The 25,598-nt window shown below is 55.1% G+C and carries 22 protein-coding genes; 10 read left to right on the top strand and 12 right to left on the bottom strand.

Going from position 1 to position 25,598, the window contains the following annotated elements; translation table 11 throughout:
* Positions 1 to 164: 164 nt before the first annotated feature.
* Entirely contained in the window at positions 165 to 3,326 is a 3,162-nt protein-coding gene (locus QSJ36_RS08515) for an AsmA-like C-terminal region-containing protein (RefSeq protein WP_285468210.1), read from the bottom strand.
* A 208-nt stretch (positions 3,327 to 3,534) separates the two neighbouring features.
* On the opposite strand from QSJ36_RS08515, the gene QSJ36_RS08510 reads away from it, so the two are divergent.
* Positions 3,535 to 4,233: a pirin family protein gene (locus QSJ36_RS08510; RefSeq protein ID WP_022397108.1), complete on the top strand. Its 699-nt coding sequence runs from the start codon at positions 3,535 to 3,537 to the stop codon at positions 4,231 to 4,233.
* Between the two features lie 72 nt (positions 4,234 to 4,305).
* Here the strand turns inward: QSJ36_RS08510 and QSJ36_RS08505 are convergent, their stop codons facing one another.
* Complete coding sequence (locus QSJ36_RS08505) at positions 4,306 to 4,869, bottom strand: DUF2062 domain-containing protein (protein ID WP_285468207.1); 564 nt, start codon at positions 4,867 to 4,869, stop codon at positions 4,306 to 4,308.
* A 161-nt stretch (positions 4,870 to 5,030) separates the two neighbouring features.
* On the opposite strand from QSJ36_RS08505, the gene QSJ36_RS08500 reads away from it, so the two are divergent.
* Positions 5,031 to 5,759, top strand: coding sequence for a TlyA family RNA methyltransferase (locus QSJ36_RS08500; RefSeq protein WP_215442682.1), 729 nt, complete (start codon positions 5,031 to 5,033; stop codon positions 5,757 to 5,759).
* 119 nt (positions 5,760 to 5,878) lie between these two features.
* On the opposite strand, the gene QSJ36_RS08495 is transcribed toward QSJ36_RS08500, so the two are convergent.
* The 3 genes from QSJ36_RS08495 to nagB form a co-directional block, all read right to left on the bottom strand.
* The gene (locus QSJ36_RS08495) at positions 5,879 to 6,607 is read right to left on the bottom strand and encodes a nitroreductase family protein (protein ID WP_285468204.1); all 729 of its coding nucleotides are present in this window, start codon (positions 6,605 to 6,607) and stop codon (positions 5,879 to 5,881) included.
* Between the two features lie 18 nt (positions 6,608 to 6,625).
* Complete coding sequence (locus QSJ36_RS08490; RefSeq protein WP_022397112.1) at positions 6,626 to 7,318, bottom strand: type 1 glutamine amidotransferase domain-containing protein; 693 nt, start codon at positions 7,316 to 7,318, stop codon at positions 6,626 to 6,628.
* 603 nt (positions 7,319 to 7,921) lie between these two features.
* The gene (gene nagB, locus QSJ36_RS08485) at positions 7,922 to 8,665 is read right to left on the bottom strand and encodes a glucosamine-6-phosphate deaminase (RefSeq protein WP_022397114.1); all 744 of its coding nucleotides are present in this window, start codon (positions 8,663 to 8,665) and stop codon (positions 7,922 to 7,924) included.
* Between the two features lie 680 nt (positions 8,666 to 9,345).
* Between nagB and QSJ36_RS08480 the strand changes: the two genes are divergently transcribed.
* Together QSJ36_RS08480 and QSJ36_RS08475 are read left to right on the top strand one after the other, a co-directional pair.
* On the top strand, positions 9,346 to 10,530 hold the full coding sequence (locus QSJ36_RS08480) for a class I SAM-dependent rRNA methyltransferase (protein ID WP_022397115.1): 1,185 nt from the start codon (positions 9,346 to 9,348) through the stop codon (positions 10,528 to 10,530).
* Between the two features lie 320 nt (positions 10,531 to 10,850).
* A complete protein-coding gene (locus QSJ36_RS08475; RefSeq protein ID WP_102711411.1) occupies positions 10,851 to 11,132 on the top strand; it encodes a KH domain-containing protein in 282 nt (93 codons plus the stop codon).
* Positions 11,133 to 11,145: 13 nt separating this feature from the next.
* On the opposite strand, the gene QSJ36_RS08470 is transcribed toward QSJ36_RS08475, so the two are convergent.
* Positions 11,146 to 13,614 (bottom strand): hypothetical protein, encoded by a 2,469-nt coding sequence (locus tag QSJ36_RS08470; protein ID WP_285468198.1) that lies wholly within the window; start codon positions 13,612 to 13,614, stop codon positions 11,146 to 11,148.
* 430 nt (positions 13,615 to 14,044) lie between these two features.
* Between QSJ36_RS08470 and QSJ36_RS08465 the strand changes: the two genes are divergently transcribed.
* Together QSJ36_RS08465 and QSJ36_RS08460 are read left to right on the top strand one after the other, a co-directional pair.
* Positions 14,045 to 14,452: a hypothetical protein gene (locus tag QSJ36_RS08465; RefSeq protein WP_285468196.1), complete on the top strand. Its 408-nt coding sequence runs from the start codon at positions 14,045 to 14,047 to the stop codon at positions 14,450 to 14,452.
* A 16-nt stretch (positions 14,453 to 14,468) separates the two neighbouring features.
* On the top strand, positions 14,469 to 14,708 hold the full coding sequence (locus QSJ36_RS08460) for a hypothetical protein (protein ID WP_285468194.1): 240 nt from the start codon (positions 14,469 to 14,471) through the stop codon (positions 14,706 to 14,708).
* A 230-nt stretch (positions 14,709 to 14,938) separates the two neighbouring features.
* On the opposite strand, the gene QSJ36_RS08455 is transcribed toward QSJ36_RS08460, so the two are convergent.
* Positions 14,939 to 15,286, bottom strand: coding sequence for a hypothetical protein (locus QSJ36_RS08455; protein WP_285468192.1), 348 nt, complete (start codon positions 15,284 to 15,286; stop codon positions 14,939 to 14,941).
* Between the two features lie 174 nt (positions 15,287 to 15,460).
* Here QSJ36_RS08455 and QSJ36_RS08450 point away from each other — a divergent pair, with 174 nt between their 5' ends.
* Positions 15,461 to 16,204, top strand: coding sequence for an outer membrane beta-barrel protein (locus QSJ36_RS08450; RefSeq protein ID WP_285468191.1), 744 nt, complete (start codon positions 15,461 to 15,463; stop codon positions 16,202 to 16,204).
* Positions 16,205 to 16,309: 105 nt separating this feature from the next.
* Here the strand turns inward: QSJ36_RS08450 and QSJ36_RS08445 are convergent, their stop codons facing one another.
* Positions 16,310 to 17,227 (bottom strand): IS1595 family transposase, encoded by a 918-nt coding sequence (locus QSJ36_RS08445; RefSeq protein WP_285468189.1) that lies wholly within the window; start codon positions 17,225 to 17,227, stop codon positions 16,310 to 16,312.
* Between the two features lie 100 nt (positions 17,228 to 17,327).
* Between QSJ36_RS08445 and QSJ36_RS08440 the strand changes: the two genes are divergently transcribed.
* Positions 17,328 to 18,338: a hypothetical protein gene (locus QSJ36_RS08440; RefSeq protein WP_285468188.1), complete on the top strand. Its 1,011-nt coding sequence runs from the start codon at positions 17,328 to 17,330 to the stop codon at positions 18,336 to 18,338.
* Between the two features lie 16 nt (positions 18,339 to 18,354).
* A complete protein-coding gene (locus QSJ36_RS08435; protein ID WP_285468187.1) occupies positions 18,355 to 19,242 on the top strand; it encodes a hypothetical protein in 888 nt (295 codons plus the stop codon).
* Between the two features lie 167 nt (positions 19,243 to 19,409).
* Here the strand turns inward: QSJ36_RS08435 and QSJ36_RS08430 are convergent, their stop codons facing one another.
* Both QSJ36_RS08430 and QSJ36_RS08425 read right to left on the bottom strand, forming a co-directional pair.
* Positions 19,410 to 20,720: a class I SAM-dependent rRNA methyltransferase gene (locus tag QSJ36_RS08430; RefSeq protein ID WP_102729329.1), complete on the bottom strand. Its 1,311-nt coding sequence runs from the start codon at positions 20,718 to 20,720 to the stop codon at positions 19,410 to 19,412.
* A complete protein-coding gene (locus QSJ36_RS08425; RefSeq protein ID WP_285468184.1) occupies positions 20,717 to 21,622 on the bottom strand; it encodes a sugar nucleotide-binding protein in 906 nt (301 codons plus the stop codon). Before QSJ36_RS08425 ends, QSJ36_RS08430 begins: the two co-directional genes overlap by 4 nt.
* Before the next feature lie 90 nt (positions 21,623 to 21,712).
* On the opposite strand from QSJ36_RS08425, the gene QSJ36_RS08420 reads away from it, so the two are divergent.
* Positions 21,713 to 22,663: an enolase C-terminal domain-like protein gene (locus QSJ36_RS08420; RefSeq protein ID WP_146020165.1), complete on the top strand. Its 951-nt coding sequence runs from the start codon at positions 21,713 to 21,715 to the stop codon at positions 22,661 to 22,663.
* Between the two features lie 105 nt (positions 22,664 to 22,768).
* On the opposite strand, the gene QSJ36_RS08415 is transcribed toward QSJ36_RS08420, so the two are convergent.
* Both QSJ36_RS08415 and QSJ36_RS08410 read right to left on the bottom strand, forming a co-directional pair.
* Positions 22,769 to 24,946, bottom strand: a complete 2,178-nt coding sequence (locus QSJ36_RS08415; RefSeq protein WP_102729326.1) for a family 20 glycosylhydrolase — start codon at positions 24,944 to 24,946, stop codon at positions 22,769 to 22,771.
* Positions 24,947 to 25,056: 110 nt separating this feature from the next.
* Positions 25,057 to 25,503: a hypothetical protein gene (locus QSJ36_RS08410; RefSeq protein ID WP_102728141.1), complete on the bottom strand. Its 447-nt coding sequence runs from the start codon at positions 25,501 to 25,503 to the stop codon at positions 25,057 to 25,059.
* Positions 25,504 to 25,598: the final 95 nt, after the last annotated feature.

Genomic DNA, 25,598 nt, shown 5'->3' with positions numbered 1-25,598 from the left:
ATTATCAATGAGCGTTGGCGGACCGGTTCATTAAAGACGGGAAACATCAATCCAATACGGGACTACAAAAGGGCGCGGCTTGCAGCCGCGTTTCCGTTCAGTTGCCGCGTGGGCATGCGGCGCTCCATGACGCTTTTCTCCGGGAAACCCGGCATTCCCCTTCTCTACCTCCTCCGGGCGGGAGCCGCCGCGGGGGGAACAGGGGCTTTTCCGCCGGAGAACGGCGCAAAGCTCCAGGAAACATTGCTCAAAGGCCCCGTGCCGCGCACCTGGAACAATCCCCCCGCCAGCAGGAAGACGGGAGAGGTAATCAGCCCCGGCAGGCCGCGAAGCCCCAGCTTGAAATCAGAATTAACCTGCAAGTCGGCAAGGCGTATCCAGCCGCCGCCTTCCAGGGACATATTGCTGCCCTTGGCCGAGAAATTGCTGGTGCGGATATAGCCCTTCTCAATGGAAAAATCGCAGTCGGCCCTGGTGATCTTGTAATTGATCAGGTGGCCCAGGCCCGGAATATAATTGGAGAGGGCTTCCCCCAAAAAGCCGAAGAGGGGGATTTCCACCAGGTCCCCATGCACCAGGGCGGCCTCGCCCTTCGCCTGGATGGAGTTCATATTGCCTCCCTTGGATGAAAATTCAATGGCCCCGTGCACGGTGGCCTTCTCCATCTTCTTGCCGTAGGATCTCCCGATGGAGGTCAGGTTCATGTCCTGGAGGACAAAGGAGCCGTTCAGGGCGTCCCCGTCGTCAATCTGCGCCAGCACGCGGCCCGTAAAGGAGCCGTCCCAGATGGTGCCCTTCATCTTGTCCACCACCACCCACTGCGGGGAAATAAGAATTTCCCCTTTCGCCTTTCCAAGGTCCAGCGTAGTTCCCAGCAAGGGATAGCGCACGCGCCCCGCGGAGGCGTCAAAGCGGATGCGCCCCTTCATCAGCTTCATGTCGTCCCCCATCGGGAACATGCCTCCGCCGGAAAGCGTCACGGGCCGGGTAAAGACAAACTCCTTCAAAACCTTGGCGGCGTTGTCGGAAAACATGCGCATGGTATAACCGGGGTAGGCCTGCCCCTCCATGCCCAGAACCTCCACCGTATCCTGGACAAAGCGGAAATCTATGCTCTTGGCCTTGAGCGTGCACTCCGCGGGACCGCCGGACAACCCGGCGGAAGACAGGTAATTCCCGTTGGAAACCACCGTCGTCACGTTGGTCAGCACCAATTGGTCCGTCACCAGATGGGCATCCGCCCGCGCGGACTTCAGGTCCACGCCCTTGTACCGCGTATTCGTCGCGGAAACAGTGGCCTGCAAATCGTAAGCCTTTTCCAGATTGTACAGGCCCAGCGTCCCCTGGAAGGAAAGCTCCAGGCCGGAATCCTTGCGGAAGACGAAGCGGCTCATAAAAAAGTCGTCATCCTTCATGCCCAGCAGCCGGTCTATCGTTTCCAGCGGAACCGTGGACTGCCCCATCACGAACATCTGGCCGTCTAGGAAACCGTTGGCGAACAGCTCAAAAACGCCCTTCTCCATCCCGATCCGGCAATTCTGTACAAAAAGCTGGTTGGGGCGGTACTCCACCTCCACATTCGCCGTCTTCACGGGCACCTTGTTCCAGGCCAGGTTTTCCGCATTGATGCGCGCCCGGACCAGCGTGGGCTCCACAGGCTTGCCTTCCGGAATATCCAGCCTGCCGTGCACCCACAGGGAGGCTTTTTCCGGCAACTTCAAATTCTCGGGAATGGGCGCCAAATTCCCGGCCAGGGCTACCAGCAATTCAGGCTTCAAATCAGATTCCAGCGTGAAGACAAGATCGGTTCCCAGATAGCTGCCTTCCAGCTTCACATGGCCGTCCTCCCGCGCCAGGTCCAACTGGGTGACATTGATGGAGCGGCCGATCAATTCCCCCCTGGCGGCGGCGGAGGCGAACTCCACCCCCTGGTAGGAGACGTCCGTCACGGCCGCCTCAATCTGGAGGCGGTCCACCCGGAACGGCCCTTTCCAGCCCTTCCCCATTCCCACGGTGCCGTACACTTTCAATTCAGGGTCTCCCTTGATTTCCAGCGTAAGCGGCAGCTTCACGTCTTCCGGAGCAATGGACCGGGCCATGTCCAGCATCGCATGCATGGGCAGCGTGCTGTGCACGTCTATCTTGATCTCTCCGTCCACGCCCATCACCTTGCCGGAAAAAACGCCGCCGGGGTGCCGTATGTCCAAATCCGTCACATAAAAATTGCCGTCCTCATAGCTGAAATCGCAGGAGGCCCTCTGGAACTTTTCCCCCAGCACGGAGAAAGCTCCCATGGAGCCGGAGCCCATGACGTTCAGATGCTCCACGCCCTCCCAGTTCTCCGTGAAAACCGCACGGCCTGACACCTGCACGTGCGGCTCGCTCAGGAACTTCATCTCCCGCGGCACCAGGGCTTCATCAACAATGGCTACGGCCCAGGACACCAGGGGGGCCGTGCTGCGGACATCCCAGATCAGGGAACGTTTCTTCAAATCGGCCTGGAGGGAAAGATTGACGAAGCCGGCCGTTTCCGCATCCCTCATGGTAAAGCGCTTGGCCATGATGACGGAATCCGCGTAATCCCCGCTGAACAGGAAATCCCTGACCCGGATTTTCCCGTACCTCAGGGAAGGAGCCTGCAAATCCATGCCCACGCGCACTCCCCCTTTCGGGTCGTCGTTCAAATTGACGGCCAGGCTGGGCGGAGACGCCTCCGGCCACTTCACCCGGTCCAGGTATTTCAGCACCTGGTTCAACTGCTCCCTGGCGGCGGCCATGTCTTCAGCCGTCAGCGTAAAATCTCCGGAATCCCCCTGCCCGATGGAAAACGCCCCCTGGGCAGTCACGCGGATACCCTGCACCACGGCATCAGCCTTCACGATGTCCACCATGCCGGGACGCCCCAGGTCCAGCTCCGCATTCAGCCCTGCGGTGGAAAAAACTCTTTCAGGCTTTTCCGCGTCCACGGGAAGATTGACGTCCAGCCCTTTCACGTTCAGCCGTTCCGGCACTACCTGCCCGTCTATCAGCTCCTTCCAGTTCAGGGCCACGTCCGCCTCATGCAGCAGGGCCACGGGGCGGCGCGCCTCCGGAGGAACACCAGGATCCAGCAGCTCCACATTCTTCAAGGTCACCACGGCGCGGGGCCACAGGGAAATCTTCAGCGTCTCTATGTGGACGGGAATGCCTTTTTCCATCAGAGCCTGTTCCACACGCTGCACGACAAAGGAGGGAGCGCCCCAGATGGAGACATAACAGATGCACCCAAGCACCAAGGCGCCCAGCAAAATAATCACCGTAGGAACCAATCCCTTGATCCATCTCATGAATGTCCGATGAGCCATACGCCTTGTCTTGTTTGCACAGGTACCGCGACACGCTACCTTAAAATAAGAGACATTGCACCATCAATTTGTGTTGCCGATTTATTTTACGGCAACGGACATGCTGTCATGCGCCTTGAACAGCCCCGGGGTCCATCCGGTCAAACCATCTACAGGCGGGAATCCGCTTTCAATACCAACCCTATCAATCATGAACATCATCATTGACCGTGCATCTTCCCGTGGGCATGCCAACCACGGATGGCTGAATACATACCATACGTTCAGTTTTGCCAATTACTTCAATCCGGACCGCATGCAGTTCGGAGCCCTGCGCGTACTCAACGACGACACGGTTCTCCCGGAAGAAGGCTTCGGCACCCACCCCCACAAGAACATGGAGGTAATTTCCATTCCCCTGAAGGGACAGCTCCGCCACGGAGACAGCCTGAACAACAGCCATACCATCACCCGCGGAGAAATCCAGGTGATGAGCGCCGGAACGGGCATCCAGCACAGCGAATTCAACGGCAGTTCCACGGAACCCCTGGAATTCCTTCAAATATGGGTCATTCCGGACAGGGTCAACACGCCCCCCAAATACCGGGACTACGACATCAAGCCCCTGCTGAAGCACAATGAGATTTCCACCTTCCTGGCTCCGGAAACGGATATCTCCATCATGCAGCAGGCCTGGTTCTCCTGGGCGGAACTCGACCGGGGCGTGGAACGGGAATATCAATTCAAGTGCCAGAACACCGGGGTGTACGTCTTCGTGATAGACGGAGAAATCAAGATCGGAGACACGGTGCTGCACCGCCGGGACGGAGCCGGAATAACGGATACGGACTCCATCACCATTGAAGCCATCCAGAACTCAACCGTTCTTCTGATGGAAGTGGCCGTCTGACCTTCCCGCCACCGTGCCATGGCCGCAAACGGCTTCCGGACCCGCCTGCCCTGAATGGCCGGAGGGTTCTTGTTATTCCCCGGCAGCCTTTCTTCTGCTGCGCAGAAAATGGCCTATCCCCCACCCCAGCTGCACCAGACCGTAGCACAGGCAGCCCAGCACCACGCTGGAAACAATCCAGCCCGTCAGGAACTCCAGGCTTACCATGCCGATGCTCAACCCGTCAAACGGGGCCCAGGACCATTGCTGCACTCCCGTTTTCAGCATCTGCCAGTTCGCTCCGGACGTGGGGAGCCCCACAAGGGAAAAAAGGAACCACCCCAGCCACCACTGGGCGGGAATGGCGAAAAAGGTGAAGCCGGGGGGGGAAAGCCACGCCATCAGGATGGCTACGGGGATATTCCCCTTGCGCCACAGGCAGGCGAAAACGCCCCACAGGCTCTGCATGGGCAGCGGGGCAATCGCCGCGGCGGCCCCCCAGGCGGCGCCTGTCGCTACGGACTGCCTGTTCCAGGACCAGTAGACGGGGTCAAAAATCCTGGCGGAAAGGAATTTGCTGGCCCACGATTTTTTACGCACCTCCGTCAGCAGGTAAAGCCTGACCTTGCGCATCAATTGCCTGTAGCGGTGTTCCATTCGCCGCAAAGTCTCCTATAAATCCGGGCTGAATCAATCGTAAAATGTTCCAGCGCGCGCCATGCCTCCTTTTTGCCCCCAAATGCCTTTCTTCGCGCGGTTTTTCTTGATTCCCCATGCGGTTTCATGAAATACCTGCGTACGCACCTTCCTTCCGAATCATGAGCAAGCAACGACTCGACGTCCTTCTGGTTTCCCGCAATCTCGTAGAATCCCGGGAACTGGCCCAGAGGCTTATCATTGCCGGAGAGGTAAGCGTGGGTGGCCACCCTTCCACCAAACCGGGCCTCAAGGTCAGTGAAGACGCGGAAATAGCCATCCGGAACCGCCCCCGCTACGTCAGCCGCGGCGGCCTGAAAATGGAGGGAGCCCTGAACGCCTTCCCCGTCTCCGCGGAAGGCAAGGTCTGCCTGGACATCGGCGCGTCCACCGGAGGCTTTACGGACTGCCTGCTCCAGCACGGCGCCGTCAAAGTGCACGCGATCGACGTCGGCACCAACCAGCTCGTCTGGAAACTGCGGCAGGATCCCCGCGTCGTCGTGAAGGAGAAATTCAACGCCCGCTACATGACTCCGGAAGACATCGGAGAACAGGTGGACCTGATCGTCTCCGACGTCTCTTTCATTTCTCTGAAAAAAATCCTGCCCGCGGCCTTCCCCCTGCTTAAGGACGGAGGGGACGCCCTGGTACTCATCAAACCCCAGTTTGAACTCCAGCCGGAAGACATCGGCCCCGGCGGCATCGTCCGGGACCCGGCCCTGCACCAGCGGGCGGTGGACTCCATACGCGCCTTCGTCACGGAAGAACTAAACCGCTCCTGGATGGGCTGCGAGCCCTCCCCCATCACCGGAACCGACGGGAACCATGAATTCCTGGCGTGGCTCAAGTAGCCGGAACCCTTTTCCTGTGAGGCATGCCGCGCCCCAGGAACGCAGCGCAGGCGGTCCTCTCCCGCTCCCCGCTGACGCCGCACGCTGCCGGCGGAGCGGAACTTTCCTTCCCCGGCGGGTCAGAGCCTATGGTACACCTCATCGAACGGGACTCTGTACCGCTCGCCCCAGATACCTTTCTCTCTGTCCCGTATGCCGCAGGGGACTACCATATTGATCCCGGCGCCATGAGGCAATTTCAGCAGTTTTTTCATCCGCTTGCTGTCAAATCCCTCCAGCGGGCAGGTATCGTATCCTTCAGCGGCCATGGCAATCATGAACGTCTGGGCGGCGAGGGCGCAGGATTTGTTGACCGTGACGCGCATATCGCACTCCGAGACTTCGCGCATCATGGGGCGGAAAAGGCCGATGCCCCTGGCCAGCAAAGCCCGGAAAGCCCCCAAAATACCGCAGCAGCGCGCATAGAGGAACGGCATCAGCTTTCCATAGTATAATTCCCGGTCCCTGATGCGTTTGGCCTGGCGTTCCTCCGGGCTGTTCCGCCGGATGTTTCCACGCTCGAATTCGAGGACGAATTGCGCCCGCTGCCGGTACAGGTCCTGCCGCGTCACGAAAACGACTATTTCCGAAGCCGTGGCGGCAGCCGGCTGGCCTAGGCAGGCCCCGGCAACGCGGGCTATCAATTCAGGCCGGGTGATTTGGAAGAATTCCCACAACTGCATGTTGGAACTGCTGGGAGCCAGGGAGGCCAATTCCAGGCAGTGTTTCATCTTTTCAGGGTCCAGCGGTTTATTTTTATCAAATACCCGCACGGCCCGGCGGTAATTCAAGGCTTCTTCCAAATTCATGCCATTCACCGCCAACTGCTATTGATTAAACCGTCCCATGACCGTTTCAGCCATCTTTTCCGAACTGAACGGGTCCTGGCCCGTGATCAGATTTCCGTCGGCCACTACTTCCGGCATCATCGGAATCAATGACTTCTTGTAATCCGCCCGCCGTTCCTTCAGCGCGGATTCCAGATCGAAAGGCACCTCCTTTTTCTTTCCGGCCAGACCTTCCTCAAACCAGCTGAATCCCGTGACTTTCTTATCTTTTACCAGATATTGTCCGTCCGAAAGCTTCACGTTTAACAATCCGCATACGCCATGGCAAATAGCACCAACTATTTTATTATTTTCATAGTGGTTTTTGATGAGTTCCTGCAGAACGGCGTTATCCGTAAAATCGAACATCGCGCCGTGGCCTCCGGCCAAATAAATGCAGTCGAACATCTCACCGGAAACTTCATCCAGGCTTTTCGTGTGCCGCAGCACATCCCGGAATTCCGAATCGTCCCAGCAGCTTTTGGACAGTTTGTCCATGTACATCGTTTTCAGACTCATGGGATCGACGGGGGTGTCGCCTCCCTTCGGACTTGCGATGACGATGTCATATCCCCGCTTTTTCGCTCTGTCGTAAATGTGGGTGAGCTCGCTGAGCCACAATCCCGTTTCCTGTTTTCCGTCGGGAAACATCCCGGTTCCGGTTACGACCATCAGTATCTTCATTTGTTTCATATTTCTGTTTTTCCTGTTCTATCTATAAAAACCGGCCATCATCTGTAATTCCTGAATGAAATATTAATTACACACTGCCGGATATATTTATTTTTCATCTATTGGCACCTTCAACCATGCACGGAAAATGAAACTCTTGTCAATGCGCCACTCCATCCTAATAAAAAGGTGCAGCCGGTTAAACGGCCAATCCGCCATCCCCCTTTTAAAGGAAATCCCTGACAGGAACTCCGGGTTTGCCTCCGGGCTCCGGAACCGCATCCGGAAACAGGAAAACACGTCCCACACATCATTAAAACTCATTCATTTTTAATAAACAATAAAAATATCACCCCCATTTCATCCCACCGGACCAGCCATGGAAGGGAAAAACGGACCTTCTTTATTACCTGCCGGCCTGCGTCCACCGGAGCAGCCACAGCTGTTCCACACTCCCCTCAATGACACAAAATCTTCCTTCACGGGACCAACGGTCCGGACATACGGAGCTCCCCCCACGCCATCCCCGCTGGAAAAAGAAGATTCCGCCTTCCTTCATTCCATCAAAAACGCCGCCTTTCCACGGAACCGGGAAAAGCGGCGTGTTCGTTGTTGAACGGATAATTAAAGCTGGGAAGCGGCGCCCTTGTCCAGAAGGAACTTGGCGTTCGGGTGCTTCTGCAGGTAGGAGGCGGCCACGTCCACCGTCACAGGCCCCTGAACGGCCTTCTTCACGATGGAAGCCTTCTTTTCGCCCCAGGCCATCAGAGCCACTTCCCGGGCGCCCATGATGGTGGCCACGCCCATGGTGATGGCGGTGGTGGGAACGTTTTCAATGCCGCCGAAAGCGGGGGCGGCGTCGGAACGGGTCAGTTCGTCCAGATGCACCTGGCGGGTGATGGTGGTATCGTCGGAGCCGGGTTCGTTGAAGCCGATGTGGCCGGTGCGGCCAATGCCGAGAATCTGGAGGTCGATGCCGCCGCAGTCCTTGATTTTCTGTTCGTAGGCGGCGCAGTGGGCGGCAATCTCGTCACCCTTCACCGTGCCGGAGGGCAGGTTGATGTTCTCCGGCTTCATGTCGATGTGGTTGAAGAGATTGGTGTGCATGAAGTACCAGTAGGATTCCGGATGGTCGTGGTCCAGGCCGCTGTATTCGTCCAGATTGAAGGAGATGACGTTGGCAAAGGAAAGGCCTTCTTCCTTGTGCAGGCGGACCAGCTCCGCATAAAAGGGCAGCGGAGTGGCGCCCGTGGCGAGGCCAAGAACCACGTTCCTGCCTTCGGCGGCGCGCGTGCGGATCAGTTCCGCAACTTCTCCTGCCAAAGCTTTGGCAGCATCCTGGGGAGTTTCAAAAGTTTCTACTTTCATAACGCGCCACATTTTACTTCGTTTCCGGGCATTTTCAACCGAAATAGTCCCGGAATGATGCGCATTGGTTCACTTGTGCGGAAAATTCCAGGGAACGGAAGCCTTCACCCTTCCCGCTGCGGAAAATGACCGCAGGCCTCTGCCACAGCCGGATGGATATTCGGCTGAAAGACGCGCCCTTTAATCAGAAAAGGCCATTTTTAATATTACTTCGCTACCATCCAGTTCCCCTTCAGTTGCCGCAAAGGTTTGCGGCGCTCCTGACTGCCAAGGAAGGAAAACCCGGTTTGTTTTGATTTACGAGGGCCGGGAGGCCCTTGTTCCCGGGGCGCGGCCATCAAGAGAGACAGCGGAGGTTCACGGCTTAAATGGAAAACGGCCAACTGGAAGCGTAGGGTTGAGCCGTTCATCTTTTAAATTCATCCGTTCCTCGCGTTGCATGCTTCGCTTTCCGTCCAGCCACCAGGCGGGTTCTCCCGGCCTTCCCTCCCGAACCATCATCCGGAGCACGGCAGGGAGCTTATTTCTTACTTCCCATAAGGGCATAAACAGCACGGGAAGAGAAAAAAGCTTTTCTCCTTTAACAGACATTCCCTTCCCTTCGGCAGCGGCGGCCCTTGCGCCACCCCTCCGCATTACCCTTGAACTTTCCACCCTGATCATGTATTGCCTTTCCTGACATGGCAGGTTTGATTATTTCTCCAAGAGCACGCATTTTTCAGGGGCACGACTGGGTTTACGGCACGGAAGTGCGCAAGGTCTTCGGCAATCCCCAGCCGGGGGACGTCGTGGCGCTGAAGGATTTCAAGGACCGCTTCCTGGGATCCGCCATGTTCAACCCCCATTCCCAGATCGTCGCCAGGCGTTTTTCCCGCCGCAAGCAGGAACTGGACGGGGACTTTTTTTCCAGGCGCATCAGCCAGGCGGTGGAACTGCGCCGCCAGTGGCTGCCGGAGGAAACGCTCACGCGCCTCGTCTGGAGCGAGTCTGACGGCCTCCCCGGCCTGATTGTGGACCGTTACGCGGATTACCTGGTCGTCCAGACGCTGACCATCGCGATGGAGCGCCGCCTCCCCATTATCCTGAACGTTCTGGAAGACCTGCTTTCCCCCAGGGGAATCATCGTCAGGAACGATTCCCCCATGCTGGCGGCGGAGGGCATTGAGCCTTCCGTCCGGGTGGCGCGCGGGCAGGAGCCGGAACCCTTCGCCGCAAGCAGCGGCAGAGTGCAATTCATGATTGACCTCCAGACGGGGCAGAAAACAGGGCTGTACCTGGACCAGCTTGACAATTACGCCGCCGTGGCGCGCTTTGCCCGCGGACGCCGCGTGCTGGACTGCTTCTGCAACCAGGGCGGCTTTGCGCTGGCCTGCGCCCTTGCCGGAGCCGCGGAGGTAACGGCCGTGGACGTATCCCAGGACGCCATGGACGCCGTAGCGCGCAACGCAAAGCTGAACGGCGTCTCCATCCAGTGCGTTACGGACAACGCGTTTGACTTCCTGAAGAAGGAGGCGGCCCTCGTCCGGGACGGAGGGGAACACAAGTGGGACCTGATTATCCTGGACCCGCCCTCCTTCACCAGAAACAAGAAGTCCGTGCATGACGCCATGCGCGGGTATAAGGAAATCCACCTCCGCGCCATGAAGCTTCTGGCCCCGGGAGGCATTCTTTCCACCTTCTGCTGTTCCCACCACGCCGGGGCGGACCTGTTCCGGGAAAGCGTTCTCGACGCCGCCATCGATGCGCCCGCCACCCTGCGCCTGATACAGCAACACGGCCAAAGACCGGATCATCCAATTTTACTGAACATTCCGGAAACGGAATACCTTAAGGGCTTCACTTATGAACTGCTTCCCGGCAGATGATTTTGTTATTATAACAATATCCTTCTTTCCGGCCTGATATTGTAAAGAATACGATGTTGTTTTTCCTGAATAAAAACAATCGTTTCAATGAAAAAATACTTGCTTATCCCTTTTTCCTGTCCTATATTGCGTTTCGAGCAGGTGAGCGCTCGTTAAAAAAGCTCTCTGGATCTTAACGGATCCAGTTTCATAGGGTAGTTGGGGCGCCCCGGTCGTTTTACGACCGGGGCGACTTTCTTTTTCAGGGAATGTCTGGAATTGCATCTTTTCAATCAGGCGGTTTTATAGTAGGGTAATGGAAATAACCCACATTTCCCTTCATGCATCCTGCCGTAGAACAAATCCGCCAGTACCTGCAATTGATCGCCCTGCAATTCGTGCAACATCCGGAACAGGCGGAATTGCGCGTTGCGGAATCTCCGCAGGGAGACGCCGTCCGCTTCCGCCTGATTCTGGAAAAGACGGACGTGGCCCGCATCATCGGCCGCAACGGAATGACGGCCTCCGCCATCCGCTCCCTAGCGAAGGCGGCCGGGGAAAAGCACGGCCTCAAGGTCATCGTGCACATGCTTTCCCATGAGGAGGCGGCCGAACAGCCGTAAGCGCTCCCGCGCCCTATAATTCCACATCCAGCACCAGGGCCAGCAGATTGAACTGGTCCGGCGTCTCCACACGGAGGGCGAAGCAGGACTGTTCATCCATGCCGTAGTTGTGGATCATCCGCACGTAGCCGGAATAAGGCTCCGCCACGCCGTACCTGCCGGGCTGGAAATCCCTCCACGCATCCGGATGGCCCGTTCCGTAACGGAATTTCAGGGTGCTTTCATGAAGGAGCGCCCGCGCGCCAAGCTGCTTTTTAAACCTGCCCAGCGTCTCAAGCGTCTCCAGGGGCATCGTCCTCACCTCCGCCGGAGCGGCCAGCCCTACGGTCACGGTTTCTCCGTCCAGCCTGCCGGGACAGGCGGCATTCCCCTCCCCATCCACGCTGATGGGCAGGCAGGCTCCCTCCCCGTCCAGCAGGAGGGCGCCGCACCCCGCCAGATGGCCCAGGCCGGCCATCTTCTCTCCCTGCACCACGGCCTCCGTGCAGGCATCCAGGCAGACGTTGCCGTCCGCCAGGCGTTCCACCGTGATGCAGGCCCGCTCCCCTTCCCCGCGCGCCACGGCAAACCACACCTCTTCATCCGGCGTGCCATAGGAGCCGCGCAGGGACGCCACGGACAGGATGCGTCCATGCTCCAGGCGGTGGGCGTGCCACGCCGCCACGTTCTGCTCCCTGTTCAGCGTCATGCACACGGCGCTGCCGTCCCCCAGCACGCACCAGACGTGGAACGCCGTGCTCCTCTGCACCGTCCAGTCCACAATCCCCGCCGCCAGCAGGTGGTCGGACAGCAGGCTGACGTCCCGCGTCTGGTAGCCGTCCGCCTCCAGGGAATAGAACAATTCCCGGACCTTCATCCCTCCCTGCTGCACGAACAGAAGGCTGTTTTCCACCGTCAGGGCGTCCAGAGAGGCGGACCCCACCCCGGAATGGCGCTCAAACCCGGCATTGGACGCATTCAGCCCTTCCGAGTTGGAGGCGGACAAGCGCCACTCTCCCTCGCTGGTGCCGATCATCAGCCCCCGGAGGGAGGCAATCCAGGAGATGCGGTTCTGCTGGGAGGCCGCCATCGTCAGAATCATGGGAGAATCCGACGGAATGCCGGGAGTGAACGCGGAAAAATCATCCACCCTGCTGGCCCACAGCGTCTGCGGCTGCCCCGGCGTACCCCCGAACCACAGCCGCCCCTGGTGGAACTCCACCGTGCACGGATAACCGTTCCGGACGCCGAACGCGCCGAATGACCAGTCATTGGTCTCGCAGTCGCCCAGCACGTAATAGGACAGGTGAAGGGCGTTCGCGAGGTAGGCGCTGCGGGGGGAAACATATTCCTCCACTACCATTTCATGGTTGAAGGAGCCGGCGGCGGCCCGGAACACGGGCGTTCCCGTGGAAACGCCGTTCCTGTACGCCATCAGGCGGATTTTATAGTAGGACATTTCCTCTTCATTGCCGCTCAGGGTGAAGTTGTTCCGGAACCCGTCCCGCTGCTGGAAGCTCTTCACGGAATGCCACACCAGCTCCGGCTGGTTGGGAAGGTAGTTGGAGCCGTCCGGATACCCCCGGCAGATATCCCACTCCGCATCCCAGGTGCCCGTCGTTTCCAGCGTCCACGCGCCGCTGACGTAAACGCGCGCGCTGGCATCGGAACCTTTTTCAAAAAAGGCCGTGTACCGCTCCGGGCGGTTCACTCCGGGCTGGTAGTCGTTTTTCCGGCTGAAATCACGGATGCAGGTATAGGCCTGCCGCCAGCCGTCCTCCCGGTCCATGGAAAAAGTCTCCCCCTTGTAGAGGTCCCGGTCCAGGGTCGTCAGATGGTAAAAGGGCATCTGCGTTCCCTCCACAACAGCCTCTCCGTACTTCCTGGTGACGCGCAGAAATTCCCTTCCCTCCATTTCCGGCGTGAACACATCATCGTCCGCCGTGGCCAGCAGCCTGTTGGCGCTGCCGTCCCGCACCATGCGGCATTCCAGCCTCACGGCATTGAACAGGGAGCTTTCATAGGGCATGCCGGAAAACTCCAGCGCCTCCAGCCTCCAGTCATCGTCCGCATGGCGGGCCAGCGTCATGGGCGGCGTGGACGGCTCCACGCAGTAAATCACATCATTCAGCTGCTGCATCCGGAGGTTCCCCACCTGCTCGTCCGTCTTCCACGGGGTAGGCGTTTCCAGCACGCCGCCCTCCGCATCCGGCAGGGGCGCGCCGTCCTTGAAATACCGGATGTAGCCGCGCCCCACTTCCAGCATGAACTGCACCCCCGTGGAGTACTTGAAGGAAACCAGCCTCACGCCCCCCTCCGTGCACCCAGCGCGGGCAACCAGGCGCGTTCCCGGCCTGCGCCGGAGTCCGCCGAAGGGGCTGACCAGGAAATTCCTCAGCCGGGACGCGCCGCGGGACACAGGGTCCAGGTCGGCGCGCCCGGCCAGCCACGGGGTCAGTTCCCCGGCGGTGAAACTGAGCCGCTGTAATACTTGTTTTGCCATATTCCTCCCCACCAAAGCAGGGAGGAGGAAAAGCCGTCAACACGCCTGAAAGGTGATGCAGAAAACCGACCATTTCATATACTGTCTGTTTTAATCCATTTGACCGAACTATACCCGGAACAGGCTAATATCACCTATTAGAATCAAGTTTTTAACCGGAAACACTCATTAAAATTTCCAAAAAAAACTTGACAAGTAATCATATTTTAGGTCGCATATACCTATAAAAATAATCGGAATTATCCCTTTTAGTCTTGTTACCCTCTCCTACTTCGTAGGAGTAGGCACGAAAAAAGCTCCTTTCAAAGAAGGAGCTTTTTGTTAGATATTCAAAGAAAATTCTTCTCCCTCTTCTTTAGTAAAGAAAAAATCTGGGAACCACTAAAGAATCAGAATTGTCATTCCCATTCCTGCGATTATCATACAAGATATGTCAGATACAGTTTTAGCATCTCTATTCAGTATTGCAGGAGTCGCTTTGGGGTCTTTTATTACAATATTTGGCCTTTGGTGGCAAGATAAATTGAGATTTAAACGAGAAGAGAAAAAATATTTCAAAAGGAAAAAGGAAGAAATATACTCAACAATGATACGTTGGATGATTAACTATGCTGGTTATAAAAGAAATTTATCTAAAATAAGTCCAGAAGAATCTACCCGAAGAATTTGCATTTTAATTAATGAACTAAATGAGTTACAAAGTCAAAGATGCATATTTTGCAGTCCAAATTTTGATAAAACGTTTAGAGAGTTAGGAGAAAGATGCGAGAAAGAAGCTATAAGTCCAGAAGAAATACAACCTCTTACTAAAATATGCCAAGATGAACTTGGAATCTAATTTAGTGTAAATCCTTTTGAAGAAGATTTATACTATGAAAAAGTTTTGTGAATTAGATAAAAGCATAGTCGAGCTTTTCGAAAAAGAGAAAAGCATTTCAATTCTAATCAATGACGAACTTGAAGAATTCGTCCCTATTGAAAATGGGAAAGTATTCTTTAGTGCTGGGGTAGGACGCCCAGCAAAGTATAAAGTTGCCTCAGAATCTAAGAATTTCTTTGGTTATATTCGGATAAAAAACCTTGGAGTTCAATAGCCTCTTCTTTTTCTAAATATTCAGCATAATTACCGTTTCTGATAGGGGCAGCATAATAAACAAAAGCTGACTCAATATTACCGCTTTTATTATAAGAAAAATCAATTGCGACGACCTGGTTGAAATTGATATAAAGGCCCTCTCTTACTTCGAATATATTGTTCATATATCCCTCATTACCACAGAACAAATCTTCCTGTCAATAAAAAATGATGGATATTTTTTGGATTTTAAGAATTATTGCTCAATTTCTCTCCCACCGCCCTCAAAATCCATTCCTCCACGGACAATCCTTCCTTGACAGCCCTCTTGACTACCTCGTTCAGGGTAGAATTTTTCATTCGAACGGCGATTTGAGATTCCAGTTCCGAAGGATAATCGGCACTCATTAGATGACGCAATGAGCCTTGCACGTTTTTAGGGATTCTTTGACGGGCAAACCAGTTGTGAACCACGGTGGTTTGGACTCCAAGGGCTTTAGCTATTTCAGCGCGGCTAATGGAATGTTCGTTGAGCCATTGGCCTAATTTTTTAGTGTCCACATAGTCCGGTTCAGGCTTGGAATTGCTCGTAAACATGCGGTTTGATTATCTGATAGAACCCAGTTCATAGAAAGAAAGAGCTTGTGTTATTCGCATTTGTTATGTTAATAACTCGCATATGATGATTATTGCGATTCGCAATTGAGACCCTCAAGAGGGAATCTTTGTTGGCAAGCGTGACTTCATTATGACTTCAACCCATAAACGACCATGAAGAAAAACTTATTTATAACGTGTGCATTAGGTCTATTATCCTGTGCTTTTTCAGTCCAAGCGTCTGACCCTTGGAACTATTATAGAGCAGGCAGTTCTTACAGTTCCCCATCCTATACTCAGAAATACGATTCTACCTTTGGAATGAGTATCAAGGGTGTTTATGGGATTGCGGGAGATAGTGACATGCCCAATCTTGGCGGCGGTCTGCTCAGCCTAAATTCCTATACTGAAACAGGGGATATCGTTCACGAATTGTCTTTGACAACGGGGCTTATGTCTTCTGGAAACAAGCACTTTAGTGCCTTTGATATTGGCCGCGAATTGGGATATTCGGATGCTCAAATTCAACAATTCCTTGATGATAAAAATATTGCAAATGTCGATTTGAAAGGCAAATTGAAGACTTCCATTCCTCTATTGGGAGGTTATACATTGAATCTTCCTCTGGTTCAGGAGAAAGCGTATTTCTACTTAGGAGGCAAGATTGGCATCACCTTTAATACATGGAGAGCAACAGCAACGCTTGATAGAAAAGTTTGGCATAATTCCTCTTATCGAATTGAGCGTAAGAGAATTAGTGCTTCAGAATACAATGCTGATTTTACCTTTTCTCTTACGGCTGGCTTCCGTTTTGCCATTGGCAATACAACAGATTTGATTTTAGGGTACGAACTTCTCAAATTCCACGATACTGACCCTTACCATGTCATCCAAGCTGGCATTAGCTGGACCTTTTAACCCCCTTCGGCGGTGAATTAACTGGCCTCCTTCCTTTCGGGGAAGGGGGCGATTCTTTGATTTGCATGACTTAGGCCGTCACCTTGTTTGCAGGGTGGCGGCTTTTCATTTCCAGCACAACCCCATCAAAACCTCAAAGGCCTCATTTTCGTTCCTATAACATTGCCTGAAACAGAATTCATCCACATATTTCTGTAGGTGTTTAAGGGAGACATGATGAAATATTCCATGAATCCCTCTTTTCAATAAAGCCCAGAAGCTTTCAATCCCATTGGTATGAACCCCATTGCCCGCGCTGAACATAACGTTATGGTCAATCATGATGCGGGTAAGATTCTTATTGTTAGGATAGTTCAGAATATTGTAGCCCTTGAACTGGTCAGTCATGACTTTGGTATTAGGTTTGCAAACCTTACTAAGGACATTGAATAATTGTTTGCCCGTTAATTGTTTCCCCTCTTCATTCCTATTGGCAACGACGGCATGAACTTTCCCAGTTCCCCTTTCTTTGACTCCAATAACAGGAACTTTGGCCGTTCCTCTTCCTCTAGGATTTTTCGGCAAATCGTCATCATCCCCATGTTCATTTTTCTTCCGGGGTTTTCCTCCAACATAGGTTTCGTCAATCTCAACAATCGCCTCAAAGGTTTCTCCTACCTCCCTTTTTGCCATTGCCCCTCTAATCTTGTGCATCATCCTCCAAGCGGTTTTATAGGAAACACCTAACTCCCTTTTCAATTGCATGGCTGAAATCCCTTTTTTAGACAAACAAACCATATTGATAGCATACAGCCAATGCCTTAAAGGCATTCTTGTTTCTTCAAAAATGGTTCCCTTGAAAATAGAGAATTCCATCTTACAGTTGTTGCAATAGGCATTGCGGCAATTATAGTGAGCGTGATAAACCTTCTCTGTTTTCCCACAAAACGGGCAAACTATTTTCCCCTCAAACCGTTTTTCAATGAGATATTTTGCCACGCTCTCATCATCAGGGAATTTTTCAATGAATTCGCGGTACGTCATGTTCTACTCCTTTCTTTTTCTAGGAGTAGTGTAATGGATTATGGAGGGATTGCAAGACTAAAGTATATAGTTCCGAAAATAATTAACTGTTTTCTATATAATGCCACTTTTCCTGCCTTCATCGCTCTCCCGTCTGCTGGTTCTTATCCTGGCGGTACTATTCAGTTCCTGTATTCTATGGGCAGATGAAGAGGAAGAGGACACTTTAGAAGAAACCGAGGAAGAAGCCTCAGGCTCCCTTAAAATCAAATCACAGACAAAACTCTGCTCCGCAGATTACTATATCAAGGGTGGAAATGGAGACAAAAATGAGGATAAAAAGAGGATAAACATTGGAATTGGAGAAGAAATCACTTTTCTGCTTGTCGGCAAACAGAAAGGCTCCATTAAAGAACTTAAATGGAACATTGAAGGAGATGGATTCAAAAAAACCAATTTAGACCAATTTACAGGAAACTTAAAAATTTCCTTAATTGCAAAGAATGATTTAAAAAAAGACACAACTGCTAAAATCAAAGCGGAAACAAGTGAAGGACTTCAGACAGCAATAACGATTAATATAAAAGTTCCTAACAAAATAGAAGGGAAAAAATACACAGGCACATTCGAAGGCTCCGACGGTCAATCCATTAATGTCAGCGATTACAAAATTCCGGCAGGCAGACACGGGGTCATTGGATTCATTGAGGTAACCTTGTCGCCTACGGATGTAAGTTTTAAGAATATTAATGTTATTGAAAAAGACGGAGGACTTCAGTGGAAAGGAAAAGACAATGGCAAGCCCAAACCTGCTCTGGCTTCCAACCATACCGGAAATGGAGCGGGAAAAATCGCTAGAATACAAGATAAAAACACGTTTTATGATTGTGTCAGTGAATTGGAGGATACCATCGTTGTTCTCGACACTATTAGGAAAACCAACGAAAATCCTCAAGAATTTTGGTGGGTATGTAATGCTCATGTCTATTTGAAAGACCAAAAGAAAGATTTGTTCCAGCTCGGTACGACAAATCAGGAATTTTACATTGAGGCTTTCTTGAAAGAGATAGCAACAAAAACGATCATCAAAAAATTTAACGTTACCTTTGAAAGAAACAGCAACGACGGTTAGAGTTACTATGAAAATAATGCCATTCCTATTTTTTTGTTTTGTCTTCTTCATCATCAGTTGGAATACAAATGCCGATAATTTTACTCTGGAAACTCCAGAGTGCATTGAACAATACAAAACTTCTCCTAACACCATCAAAAAGCTGAACGCCATACTAAAAGACAACCAGATTAAATCTTTTTACAATGAAGCAGAAAAAAACGAACTTACTTTCAGCATAACAACAAAGGATAATGTTTATACTGAACTGAAAAATAAAATATGGCACTGCTATCTCGTAGCTACGGCTCCTGTTTTTACTTTTAAAACATACCAAGAAACGGAACCGGATATTGATATAGATGATACGGCTGATCTTAGCCGTAAATCCATGGTATGCGGCTTTCTTGAAAAGTATATAGGACTAATCCGGGATTCCGGAGAAATCAAGGAACCTCTCAAAAAAACGATCATCCGGCGCCTTCTGCTCCCTTATTACGCACACATTCTGAAACAATTTAAAAATGCCCACGAGCACAATCCCTATAGTATCACCGAAACCAAGGAGCAGGGAGAACATAAACAAGAAAAAACCATTTACGTCACCTCCCGAAAACAGCTGGAAGAAATTTTTACCCGCATGAATGAAATCGCAGATGGAAAATCCTTCATCAATGCAAGAAACATCATCGTAAAAGACGAAGTCAACTATCTCGAGAAGGTTTTTATGGAACTCCTCGTCGCCGAATTTCCAGGTACATATGCTAAGGTAGAGGATTTTCTTCTTAAAGCCGGATATTCCAGGGAAGACATTCCCGGCCTGATTGACCGCACCGTCGGACGGGATGCTAAAACCGATTTTCTATACCAAGGCAGGCACCGGATTGAACATGACCGGCTTTTTAAAAAGAAGAGAAAGAAATAAAAAAATCCGGTTCTTTCCCTTAAAAATATCTTTCCGAGAATGGATATAGTTTTCTACCCAAGTAGCAACTCCCTTCCTTAAAAAAGGAATATAGGTATCTCCTCCTTCTTTTCCCGGTCCTTGCTTTTGCAAAGGCTGGGAGAGTTGTTTGAATATCCAGTCCTTCCCTACAGGGCAATGGCCCAGAGCACCTTCAGGTAGCGGCCTTCCGGGTACGTGCTCAGGAAGGGGTGGTCCCAGCCGGGGCCGGTCATCGCCATGATCTGGAGCTTGCGCCCCTGCCGCTGGGCGGCCTTAATCACGGTGTGCTCAAACTCCGCAGGGGAAAGCAGCCCGGAACAGGAACAGGTGACGAACAGGCCGCCGGGGCGCACGCACTGCAAGCCCAGCATGTTGAGGTCATGGTACTTCTTGATGCCTTCCTCATACCCCTCCCTGCCGATGATGAATTTGGGCGGGTCCAGCAGCACGGCGTCAAACAGCCGCCCGTTGCGCACCATCTGGCGCGCGTAGACAAAGGCGTCCGCATGCACGAAGTCGATGCGCTGCTGGTTGATATTGCCGTTCCTCTTCGCCATGGCGATGGCCTTTTCATCCAGGTCCACGCCCGTGACTTCCGCGGCGCCTCCCAGCATCTTGGCGGCAATGGAAAAGCCGCCGCTGTAGCAGCACAGGTCCAGCACCGTGGCTCCCTTCACCAGGGAGGCGAATTTAAGGCGGTTGTCCCGCTGGTCACAGAAGAAGCCCGTCTTGTGCCCCTGGGCGAAGTCCACTTCATAAGTGATGCCATTCTCCACAATCTTCACCAGCCGGACGGGAGCCGGGGATTCCGGGGCGTCTTCCGCGCGGATGCCCTCCATGCGGGCAATGCCCTCATCCACCTGCACCACATGGCGCTTTGTGCCGCACAGGCGGTGCAGCAGGGGCAGCCAGCGGTCCAGCCTCTGCCAGACGGCCAGCGTGCTCACCTCCAGGCTCAGCACGTCCGCGTAACGGTCCACCACCAGGCCGCCCAGGCCGTCGGAGTCACCGTGCAGCACGCGGTAAGCGTTGGTGGTTTCATCCAGGCGCAGAATCTCCCGGCGCAGCTTCACGGCGCGTTCCAGGGCGGCGTCCAGGTCCCGTTCGGTAAAGGCGTCCTTCCCGTGGTACACCACGCGCAGGGGCGTGCGGCTGGCCTCGTTCCAGAAGCCCGCGCCGAACAGTTCCCCGTTCTTGTCATAGACGTGCACCAGGCTTCCCGGGGCTATTTCCCCGCTCACGGAGCCGAGCATGCGGGGGAAAACGGCGGGATTGTACGTAAAGTATTTCAGCTCCACCCACGGCGTGAGCCATTGTTCACTGCCCTCCGGGGACTTGTTGACAAAAAGGTTCTTTTTGGGAGCCGTGCGCGGGCGCCCCGGCTGGGAGCGGCGGTCCCGGTAGGCGGGCCTGGGGCGGGAATCGCTAGAATCACGGGAATTGCGGAAATCGTTCATGAAATGCGGGAGAGGAAGGTTGAATCTGAGGCATAGCGGGCCACGGCCAGGTCGATGGCCTCTTCATACGTCCTCACGGGCCGCTTCATCAGGGAAGCGAGCCGTTCGCAGGACATGGCGGTATGCCGGGGCCGAGCATCCCTGAAACCGGCATGTTCGTCGAGCTTTTGTTCCGCCACGGGCGGAAAAGAAGGCAGCAGCCCGTGCTTCACGGCGCATTTCAGAGCGGTCACGGCATATCCGTGCCAGGAGACGGGTTCCCCGGACTGGCACAGGTGCAGCACGCCGGACGCGTCGCTTTCATAGGCCAGGAAACGGAGCCACCCGCACAAATCCTCCACCCACGCGGGCATGGACCATTTGTCCGCCACGGCGGAGAGGGGTTCTCCGTTCAGCGCCTTCCGCAGCACCATCTCCGGGAAGGAGAGCCGTTCCGGATTGCCGAACACCCAGGAAACGCGGGCAACCAGCGCCTCCGGCATTTCCTCCCGCACGCGGAGTTCCGCCTCCAGCTTGGATTCTCCGTACACGTTCACGGGGCGGCACTTGTCCAACTCCGTTTTCAGGCCGCCCCTCCTGCCGTCCAGCACGTAGTCCGTGCTCAGGTGGATGAAGCGCATGCCCTCCAGGCGGCAGATGCGGGCCATCATCTCCGGGGCCATGGCGTTCACGCGGTGCGCCGTCTCCGGATCATCCAGGCAGGCCTCCAGGCCGCTCACGGCGGCGCAGTTCACCACGTGGGTGGCGCCGGAGGAAAGCAGCACGTTTTTCAGGGCTTTTAAATCCTTTAAATCACAGGCGTCCCGTCCGCATCTCACCACTTCCATGCCTTCCTCTTCCAGATGCGCCGCCAGGCGGCTCCCCACACGGCCGCCCGCTCCGAACACCAATGTTCTGTACATGACACGGAGCTTAGCCATTCCCCCTCCAAAATCCAATGAAAACCTTTTTTCATCGTGACAAAAGATTGAAAGGCTGTTTGAATTAAAGTTGTGTTTTACCATGAATATTCTTTAACGGCCTGCGGTCCGCTGAACGCCAGAGCCGCGGAAGTATGCAGGAAAGGAGCCCTCATTAAAACGGATGAAGGCGGGTACGGCTGCATCCAGCCGTGGCCGGAGCTGGGGGACGCCACGTTGCAGGAGGAACTGGACGCGCTCAGGAAGGGAAACCCGCTGCCGCTGGGCATCCGCGCCTTGGAATGCGCCCGGACGGACGGGGAGGCGCGCGCGAAGGGCGCCAGCCTGTTTGACGGCCTGCACATTCCCGCCAGCCACGCCACGCTGCCCTCCTGCGTCAGCCCCGCCACCATCCGCATCATGGAATCCAAGGGGTTCAAGGCCGGAAAAATCAAGGCAAGCCCCAACCTGGCCGCCGCCCTGGAACGGCTGACCATGCTCGCCTCCATGGTCCCCGCCTGGCGCTGGCGGCTGGACTTCAACGGCTGCCTCAATGAAAACGACGCCCTGAAATTCTGGAAATCCCTGCCCCACCACCTGAAAACCCGGATAGACTTCATTGAAGACCCGTGCCCCTTCTCCGTCCAGAGCTGGGAACGGCTGGTGGACGCCGGCATGCCGCTGGCCCTGGACATGGGCTCGGACTCGGAGCACCAGCCGGCCATCTCCTCGGACCTGCCCATCATCCGCATCGTCAAGCCCGCGAGGGAAGCCACGCCGGAGTATCTTTACGAGCCCCCCGTGTTCACCACCGTCATGGACCATCCCGTGGGGCAGCTCTGGGCCGTCTACCAGGCGGCGGACTACTACCGCAACGCCCTGCCCACGGAAATCCCCCTCTGTGGCCTTTGCACGCACCTCCTGTTTGAACCGGACCCCTTCCTTGACCAGATGGGCGGCATGAACCCGCAGGTAGCCGTTCCCGCCGGAACGGGCCTGGGCTTTGACGGGATGCTGGAAGCCCTGCCCTGGAAAAAACTCTGACAGGACGCCGTGCTCTCCCGGAACCCCGTCCGGCCATAAAAAAGGCATGAAGCGGAACGCGCCTCATGCCTTCGTCATTTGCCCGGGAACAACCGGAAAAGCCCTTTACTTCGGTTCCGCGGCGAACTTGAGGCCGGGATACTCCTTCACGTTGCAGCCGGGCGTCTTGGGGTTCACCTGCACGGGAACGAACGTGAACATCCACCGGCGCGCGGAATTGTTGCTGGGACTCTTCACCAGCACGCGGTTCCAGCCCTTCTTCAGGGGAACCATGGAAGGCTCCCGGAAATGGTAGTTCTCATCCACCAGCACGCCGCCGTTGCGCGGCTTCTTCCATTGCGGGGGAGCAATCTCCTGCCCGTTCACGAAGAACCTGGGATTCGCGTGGAACCACTTGCCGGGAACGCTCGCCGGGCCGTTGCGCCAGTCGGACGTGGCCCAGGTATGGCCGCTGATCCAGAAGGGCACCGTCTGCGCCTTCGGGGAATAAATCCAGGTCTGCGCGTAATAGGTGTGGTTCTTGTGGGGATACGCCCCCATCTTCGCTCCGTTGAACAGCGTCGGGAAATCGCAGTAATGCTTGAAGATGATGGTGGCTCCGGTGTAGGCGTCCTTGGACCACTCGTAGGTAACGCCGTCAATCTCGTAGGAATCCTTCATCTTCCCGGTCTTGTTGTCCGCCTCCGGGGCGAACTCCGTTTCCGTCTTCCCTCCGTTGGGAATGGGGCCCAGCAGCTTCCACGGAATATTGGCCTGCCGCACGTAATTGAACTCCTTGTTCACGAAGAAGCGGTCCCGGATGGCGAGCACGCGGTTCTCGTACTCCGCAAATCCTTTCAGCAGCGGGTCCCCCTGCACGGGCAGGTTGGAGAAATACTTCATGTATTCGTCCTGGTTGGGGTCTCCCTGCACCTTTTCATGGGGATTGTTCCACAAGGGCTCGGAAACGAACGCCATCCCTGCGTAAACGGGCGTCTGGAGAACCTGGTTGCGCGGGTCCGTAATTTCCAGGTCCGGGAAGGAGCACAGCATCATGCCCAGGCCGTCCGCATTCTGGAACGGGCAGGCCCGGCGGAAGTACATGGTCATGGCCGTTTCAAACGGATCGAGGTGGTTCAGGTAGGTCTCCAGGGAATCCACGTACTTGGACCCGTTGACAGGCCATGCGCCGCGGTTCTGGCGGCCGGACCACAATTGCAGGATGGAGCCGTTATAGCCCTTAGGCGTCAGACCGGGGTGCCACCTCATGGGCGTGCGGCCGCAGGACTCCACCGCATTGATGTATTCCTTCAGAATGTCATTGTTCACCTGCTCGTCCTTGCCGTGGGCCTCGTCCGTGCCGATGTGGATGATGGGCATCTTCTCCTTGGGCACCAGGGCGCACATCTCCTTGATCAGGGCCACCAGGGCCTTCGTGGCCTTTTCATCGCTCATCTTCACGTTGAGGGCCTTCCGGAACGCCTGGCTGTGCCCCGGCATGTCCATCTCCGGAATCAGCAGAATGTTGCGCAGGCGGCAGTACTCCACCAATTGCTTGAACTCCTTCTGCGTGTAGAATTTGCCCGGCATGCGGGTGAAATTCTTGGGATCATTCAATTCCGGATAAATCTTGGACTCCAGCCGCCAGCCGGGATGCTCCGTGAAATGGAAGTGGTACACGTTCAGCTTAAGCTGCGCCATGGAATCCAGCTCCTGCGCGATCAGGGGGAGCGGCATGTAATTGCGGCCCACGTCGTTCATGAACCCGCGGATTTCAAAATCCGGCCAGTCCACGATGTCGCAGGCGGCGATGGTCGTCGTCCCGCCGCGGCGCAGAAGAAGCTGCTCCAGCGTCTTCATGCCGTAATAAAACCCCCTGGTGTCCGCCGCCGTAATCAGCGCGCCGCCGGGAGTCACGCGGAGTGAATAGGCCTCCTCCTTCAGCTTGGGATTCTCCGTGCCGGCCTTCACCTCCCCCTTCACGAACTTGACGGCGAACGCCCCGTCCGGAGCCACCTTCACCCGGTGGTCCGCCAGGAAGGACTTCAATTCGGAAACGATGAACTTCATCTGTTCCGGATAGGAAGTCCTGGACGGAGACGGGGCCAGGATGCGAACGGACTGCACGGGAATGGCCTTGCCGGTCCAGTGCAGCTGCTGGGGCTTGGGAACCAGGGGCGGCTGGTCCGCCGGGAACAGCCTGTAATTGGCTCCGTTCGCCGGGAAGGAGGGAGCCGTATCCTGCCCCCACGCCCCGGCGCACGCCATGCACATCCACGCAAACGATAATAAAAGGAACTTCATGCGGGTAATAATACGCCCGCAAAGGCCCCTGCCTGTCAAATCTATCGTGTTCCACAGCCCGGAAAACGGGTTCCCGGCAGCGGTTTTTGCAAAAAGACCAGAACCCGCGCCTACATGACGGAGGGAGGCTTGACGGCCTGCGCGGCGGGGTGGTCTTCAATCTCCCCGGTGGTTCCGTTCACGGCCACGCCGCGGCGCACGGCGTAAAGCCCCGCTTCCTCCTCCTTCTTCCCGGCCACAAAGGCCCAGTAGTAACTGTTCCGGTCATGGTAGCAGGCCCACTCTCCGGCAATGCCGGGGCGCGCCTCCATCAGCAGGGAATAGGAATCCGCGGGGGAAACCTTGAAGCCCCTGGGCGTATCCAGCCCGGAGGAGGGAAAGGACCGGATGTCCCCTCTCCACACCAGGTCCAGGGGGGAGGTGGACAGCAGGCCGTCCGCAAGATGGCTGCCCGCCAGCATCTGCCCGGTGCCGAGCATGGGCAGGCAGGAAGAGCATAGAAGGGCGCCTCCGCAGACGGCGGCAAGGCGCAGGAAAGGGCAAACGGAAAAAGTCATGGCGTGTTCCTGGAAAAAGGCGGAAAGGAATCAACCCCCAAAAGCTTCCCCAGTCAATCAAAAACAGGCCTTTCCGGCCGCTCCGGCGGAAAAAT

The sequence above is a fragment of the Akkermansia sp. NBRC 115031 genome (assembly GCF_030268505.1).
Taxonomy (GTDB): Bacteria; Verrucomicrobiota; Verrucomicrobiia; order Verrucomicrobiales; family Akkermansiaceae; genus Akkermansia; species Akkermansia massiliensis.
Note: the sequence above shows the minus strand (reverse complement) of the source record. Positions and strands in the feature narration are given on the sequence as shown.